Source organism: Neptuniibacter sp. UBA6509 (assembly GCA_002435145.1).
Classification (GTDB): Bacteria; Pseudomonadota; Gammaproteobacteria; order Pseudomonadales; family Balneatricaceae; genus Neptuniibacter.
The window spans coordinates 1-5839 of sequence record DJLT01000070.1; the positions used below are offsets into that span (position 1 = coordinate 1).

The following is a 5839-nucleotide window of genomic DNA, read 5'->3' on the forward strand; positions in this document are numbered from 1 at the left end:
GGCAGAACAGCTTTTCGCTGTAGCACGCCTGACTATATGCCCATTGTTGGCCCTGCTCCAGTGCATGACAAGTATGTCGATACCTTCGCACGTTTAAGGAAAGATAAAAATTGGCGTTTTGATGAAGCCAAAGCTGACCATTATCCAAACCTTTACTTAAATACCGGCCACGGTTCCAAAGGACTCATAACCTGTCCTATTTCTGCTGATCTAATCGCATCAATGATCTGCAATGAGCCTCTCCCGCTACCCAAGAATCTGATTGATGCCGTCAACCCTTCACGATTTATTATTAAGAACTTGATAAAACAGGCGATATAAGTAGTTAAGACACAATTTTTTATAAGGTTGCATCTAAATGATCTGCCGCCTTATAGTGGGAATAACTTTATTAAACGGGAGCCAAAATGGCACTTTATGTATACGACCACGGCTATCGCATACAGACGCCAAAAGATTCACTTTTTCCGAAAAAGGGGGTCAACTCGCTTTTAAAAAGCCGCCACTCGCACCGCAGCGCTGATACAGAAGATAGACTTCATGCGGATGGAGAAAAATTTGTCATTCCAGCCCAAGAAAAGCAGCTTCAGAATAACGACACAATGAGCCAAGCTTATACCGCTAACACTGCGCAACCCAGCGAAACAAAACAAGGTATTCAAATAACAGCCGCGAGCATAATGGTCTCACCCGTACATACAATTACACCAGACACTACAATAAAGTCAGCTTGGGACCGAATGCTGTCGTTGGATATTAGCCACCTAATTATTACTGAAGGCGATCAACGGCCATTGGGACTATTATCTAAAAAAGACCTATTGAAAGCAGGCATAGACTCTAACAACCCTATTAGCACTATTTATTCGAAAGAGTTAATTGCTGCCACGCCGGAAACGCTTGTTCAAGATATCGCAGTCAATTTTATAGACAACGATATCAATTCAATTCCTGTAGTTGACGAAAATGATTTCGTTATCGGTGTAATTTGCAGAACGGACCTACTCAGACTTCTTGTCAGCGGTCCCCATTTAGAGAGTTGGGTTTAGCCGATCCACTTGAGGATGAAGCAGGCGATGCGGGTACAGCCGAATCAGAACGTTCCCCTCCTCCGAAAAGCCCCGCAATAAAACGAAATACCTTTTTAACGCCTCGCCAAATTTTCGGTAATAGCCAGATTAATAGTAAAATAAATGCAGCCAATCCAACCAAGAACCAAATTGGGTGATTTAAAGCAGCCCACAAACCTCCTAACACTAACAAATCTTCACTTATGGAAGCCGTCCAGTTAGTTACAGGTTCCGGGGATGTATTGATCATCACACGACTACCCGCTTTAGCCGCATGACTCCCTGCGGCTAAAGAACCACCAACCAATGCAGCTGCGATTTCCACTGCTGGTGCCATATCCCCAACAGCGCCTGCAGCTAGGGCAGCACCCGCAGGTATACGGATAAAGGTATGTAGCGTATCCCATCCGGTATCCACCCCAGGGATTTTATCTGCAAAGAACTCTACAAAGTACATAGAGCCAGCGGCCATTAGCACTAGAGGATCACCAACAACTTGAAGCTCTTCAGGGAGGGTAATGTGTCCCATATTGTTGAGCATGCCTAACATAAGCACCGTGGCATACAGGTTAATACCACTCGCCCAACCAACGCCCATAGTTAAAGCAATTAAACTCACAATTTGTTCAAGCTGATCCATAAATAACACCTCGTCTCTGTGCGCAGCTTTAAACTAAGATACAAGCTGGCAATCCCTACAACATATCTTTCCGTACTATATTGCAAAGGCCTTTACTCTCGCTGAACAATATAACCGCCTCTCCAGACTTAAGCTTACTTACAACCTGTTGAACCTTGACGGCTAATGTAACCTCCTTGTTACCATAGTCTGTGCCATCACGACTCACAAACTCTTCGACAAGCGATTGCAAAGTATCTGGATTTAATTGGTCATAAGGGATAATCATTAATGCACACCAAAATAGAAATATTAAAAACAGAGTTACAGCTAAGGCGCTACCAAATCTTTAATTTGCTGTACCAACTTTCCCCTTGCCACTGTTCCTGACAGAAATTTAGTTCTCCCGACCAACGCTTAGCCCGCAATTCAACACCTTTTGCCTGTAACGCCAAATCCGTATAAAGAGCTTGGTCAAAACGTTGAAGCCCTCCATGCCCTAAACGTAAAGCAAGATAATGCTCTTTTACATTTTGCCAACCGATTTTATTACGCTTTACTGTTTGTTGCGTAAACCACCCAATAAAATCAATGGCATCCTCAGGGTTATTTGGCGATGCATCCCAGCGTTCACTGCGAATTCGATACTCATCCCAATCAGCTGCGCGTGGCCTCACATGCTTTTTATCCAGCTCAGACAAAGGCAATTCCAAAAGAGCCAACGACAAGGCCAAGGGCGTACCATATTTTTTCTGAGCTAGCATCGCGGGCTCTACCCAATCATCCGTGTCATCTAACTCTTCACATATCTGCAGATCTTGCTTCACAGTTGAACCAAAGCAACCACTTAAAATTACAATACAGAATGGTAATACTGCCCACTTAAAATGACCCATCATCAAATTTCGATTCCTTGCTCTTGTAAAAAAGCGATAAACTGATTTTCATCCATCGTTGGAATATTAAGCTCTGCCGCTTTTTTTAATTTAGCACCCGCACCAGGCCCAGCCACTACGCAATCTGTTTTTGCAGACACGCTTCCAGCTACTTTGGCACCAAGTGATAATAGATGATTTTTTGCATCACTTCGTCCCATCAGTTCAAGCTTACCGGTAAGCACCCAGGTTTTACCTGCCAGCAACAGCTCAGTTACATCCGTCTGCTCAATCCTCTCCCAATGAACACCTGCATCATGAATAAGAGCAGAGATAACATCAAGGTTATGCGCTTGTGAAAAGAAACTCGTAATATGCTTAGCGACAATAGGCCCTACATCAGAGACTTCTAACAACTCCTCCTCAGTCGCTTTCATAATAGATTCAAGATCAGCAAAGTGCATTGCCAATGCTCTCGCAGTTGCCTCCCCAACCTCTCGAATTCCGAGCGCATATATAAAACGAGGGAGTAGTGTCTTTTTACTAATACTGATTGCATTCACAAGGTTCTCAGCAGATTTGGGGCCCATACGCTCCAACTTAGCTAACTGCTCAACCTTCAATTGATACAAGCCGGCAGGATCTCTTAGAAGATCTAGATCGACTAACATCTCTATTAGCTTATCACCTAGCCCATCTATATCCATCGCTTTACGAGATGCATAATGCTTTAAAGCTTCTTTACGTTGCGCCGCACAATAAAGCCCACCCGTACAACGGGAAACAGCTTCATCTTCTAAACGCTCCACCTTTGAGTCACACACGGGGCAATGGGATAGCATTTCAACACTGACTGTGTCTTTCGGCCTTCTTTCCAATACGACACTAACAACTTGCGGAATGACATCCCCAGCTCGGCGAATAATGACGCTATCTCCTGCTCGCACATCTAGCCGAGCAACCTCATCCATATTATGCAAAGTCGCATTCGATACCGTAACGCCACCCACGAATACAGGCTCTAACCGTGCAACTGGTGTAACAGCGCCTGTTCGGCCTACCTGAAACTCAATTGCTTTGACTAGGGTAATCTCTTCCTGCGCTGGAAATTTATGGGCAATAGCCCACCGAGGCGCGCGCGAGACAAAACCTAGCTGCTTTTGAAGTGCTAGGTCATTAACTTTGAATACAACACCATCAATTTCATAGGGCAGCGTATCTCGCAGTGAAGTTACGCGTTCATAGTAGGATAAACACCCCTCAACCCCAGATACTTCTTCAAGCAATGGATTCAGTTTGAAGCCCCATCTCTTCAACTGACGCAGAATATCACCGTGCTTATCTGCAACAGTTCCGCCTTCGACAACACCCACACTATAACTACACATTTCTAATGGACGCGAAGCCGTTACCTTGGGGTCAAGCTGACGCAAACTCCCGGCTGCTGCATTACGAGGGTTAACAAAGGCCTTTTCCCCCTGCGCTAATGCACGTTTGTTCAATGTTTCAAATCCAGCTTTTGGCATGTATATTTCACCACGCACCTCTAATCGCTTTGGATAGCCTTTGTCAGACAACTTTAGAGGAATAGTCGAGATAGTGCGTACATTTAGCGTTATATCTTCTCCGACGCTGCCATCACCACGGGTGGCTCCCCGAACGAGCACACCATCTTCATACAGCAAGCTTACGGCAATACCATCAAGCTTAGGCTCGCATGCGTATTCGATCTCTGATTCGTTTGTTTTAAGGCGATCGATAATACGGCGGTTAAACTCAGACATATCCTCCGCATTAAACGCATTATCTAGCGAGAGCATCGGCAGCTCATGGGTTATTTGACTGAAAGAAGATAATGGCTTCCCTCCCACTCGCTGAGTGGGTGAATCAGGGGTTATTAGCGTTGGATTATCTGATTCAAGAAGCTTTAGTTGCTGAAATAATCGATCATATTCCGCATCAGGTACGGAAGGATCATCAAGGACATAGTAATTATAATTATGGCGATTCAACTGCTCCCGCAGCTGTTGTATCTGCAATTCAATAGACACGATAAGGCTCATCTGTATAAGAAAGAAAAACGCGGCTTAACGGCCGCGTTTTTTAAGATTTTTCATTTCGAAATCACGAACCCGTTGACGGTAATGTTCCATCGTTTGCGTTCGTAAAACAGAGCGGTTTTCATCTAGCATCTCACCCTCTAGATGCTTAGCAACGGTTTCAGCGGTTGCTAACATACACTCAAAGGCATCCATAACATTTCGCGGTTCCTCCATAGACATGAAGAACATAACGGCTTTAGTACTCAATGTTTCAGGCTCGTCCGGATCAAAAGTTCCAGGCGGTAGTGCATTTGCCATACTGAATTGTACTGCACTGAGGCCTAAATCATCTTCAAAGCGATGATAGATAGACATTTCACCAAAGGTCATACCGCAGGCAGTAATAATTTTTTGAATAACCGGACCACTAAAAGGCTGCCCCCCTTTAGCCACCACTGAAATAATTAAAACATGTTCGGGATCAGGATCTTTATCAAGCGGTTTACGTCTTGAAACCGCGGCTGTTGCCTCTGGGGGCTCAATTGGCGTATGCAACTTTTCCTTCGCTTCCATATCCGACGTATCTAACTCGTCAGATACGTCAAAGGAAAATGCATCACGCTGCGATTTTTCAGTATTAACATTAGCGCCAACGAGTTCAACATTCTCAAGCGAAACGCTGTCTGTTGCCGTTTCAAAAGGCAGCGTACCTGTTTGACTCTCAAAAACAGTATTTTCTTGGCGCTTCCCTGATGATTCAATAGTACCGATAGACTGATCAACTACTTCGACTTCATCACTTTTAGTTGAGGGTAGGACGTCATTATCTAATGCAGAACCAAGCTTAAGGTCAGCAAAAACATCTTTTTCTTCTTGAGGAAAATCAAATTCCAGTGTGGTTTGCGGGTTATGCTCAATATCAACGGGCGTTGTCTTCTCAACGCCTTCTAAATCAAGCTCTGGAAAAGGATCAGCTTCTGTATGCGAATGATGTACATCAAGCTCAGCTCCTGAGCCCATCTCTTTCATTAACACAGTAATCGGCTTTTCAAAGTCAATCTCTTGTGTCTCAGCTTTCGATGCTGCCGCAATTTCGACGGTCTCTTCAGGCTGATAGATGCTCTGTTCTGGTTCTGGTTCTGGTTCTGGTTCTGGTTCTGGTTCTGGTTCTGGTTCTGGTTCTGGTTCTGGTTCTGGTTCTAGTTCTGGTTTTTGCTCTTGCTCTTGCTCTTG

Annotated in this window: 7 protein-coding genes; 2 read left to right on the top strand and 5 right to left on the bottom strand. The window is 44.5% G+C overall.

Annotated elements, in window-relative coordinates; all coding sequences use genetic code 11:
* A partial coding sequence (locus B4K11_RS08705; RefSeq protein ID WP_292959329.1) for an FAD-dependent oxidoreductase occupies positions 1-321 on the top strand: 321 nt, incomplete at its 5' end.
* A gap of 86 nt (positions 322-407) precedes the next feature.
* The gene (locus tag B4K11_RS08710) at positions 408-1049 is read left to right on the top strand and encodes an HPP family protein (RefSeq protein WP_292950988.1); all 642 of its coding nucleotides are present in this window, start codon (positions 408-410) and stop codon (positions 1047-1049) included.
* Here the strand turns inward: B4K11_RS08710 and B4K11_RS08715 are convergent.
* From B4K11_RS08715 to zipA, 5 genes are all read right to left on the bottom strand, one after another.
* Entirely contained in the window at positions 1018-1710 is a 693-nt protein-coding gene (locus tag B4K11_RS08715) for a DUF4126 domain-containing protein (RefSeq protein WP_292950990.1), read from the bottom strand. The genes B4K11_RS08710 and B4K11_RS08715 overlap by 32 nt on opposite strands.
* Positions 1711-1765: 55 nt before the next feature.
* The gene (locus B4K11_RS08720) at positions 1766-1978 is read right to left on the bottom strand and encodes a YheU family protein (protein ID WP_292950992.1); all 213 of its coding nucleotides are present in this window, start codon (positions 1976-1978) and stop codon (positions 1766-1768) included.
* A gap of 49 nt (positions 1979-2027) precedes the next feature.
* The gene (locus B4K11_RS08725) at positions 2028-2588 is read right to left on the bottom strand and encodes a hypothetical protein (protein ID WP_292959330.1); all 561 of its coding nucleotides are present in this window, start codon (positions 2586-2588) and stop codon (positions 2028-2030) included.
* The gene (gene ligA / locus B4K11_RS08730; RefSeq protein ID WP_292950996.1) at positions 2588-4627 is read right to left on the bottom strand and encodes an NAD-dependent DNA ligase LigA; all 2040 of its coding nucleotides are present in this window, start codon (positions 4625-4627) and stop codon (positions 2588-2590) included. The genes B4K11_RS08725 and ligA overlap by 1 nt, the downstream gene beginning before the upstream one ends.
* A 24-nt stretch (positions 4628-4651) precedes the next feature.
* On the bottom strand, positions 4652-5839 hold a 1188-nt coding region (gene zipA, locus B4K11_RS08735), incomplete at its 5' end, for a cell division protein ZipA (RefSeq protein ID WP_292959331.1).

Excerpts from the sequence above, each read along its gene's own strand:
- B4K11_RS08715 (WP_292950990.1), bottom strand. The coding sequence starts at position 1,710 with ATGGATCAGCTTGAACAAATTGTGAGTTTAATTGCTTTAACTATGGGC.
- B4K11_RS08710 (WP_292950988.1), top strand. The coding sequence starts at position 408 with ATGGCACTTTATGTATACGACCACGGCTATCGCATACAGACGCCAAAA.
- B4K11_RS08725 (WP_292959330.1), bottom strand. The coding sequence starts at position 2,588 with ATGATGGGTCATTTTAAGTGGGCAGTATTACCATTCTGTATTGTAATT.
- ligA (WP_292950996.1), bottom strand. The coding sequence starts at position 4,627 with ATGAGCCTTATCGTGTCTATTGAATTGCAGATACAACAGCTGCGGGAG.
- B4K11_RS08720 (WP_292950992.1), bottom strand. The coding sequence starts at position 1,978 with ATGATTATCCCTTATGACCAATTAAATCCAGATACTTTGCAATCGCTT.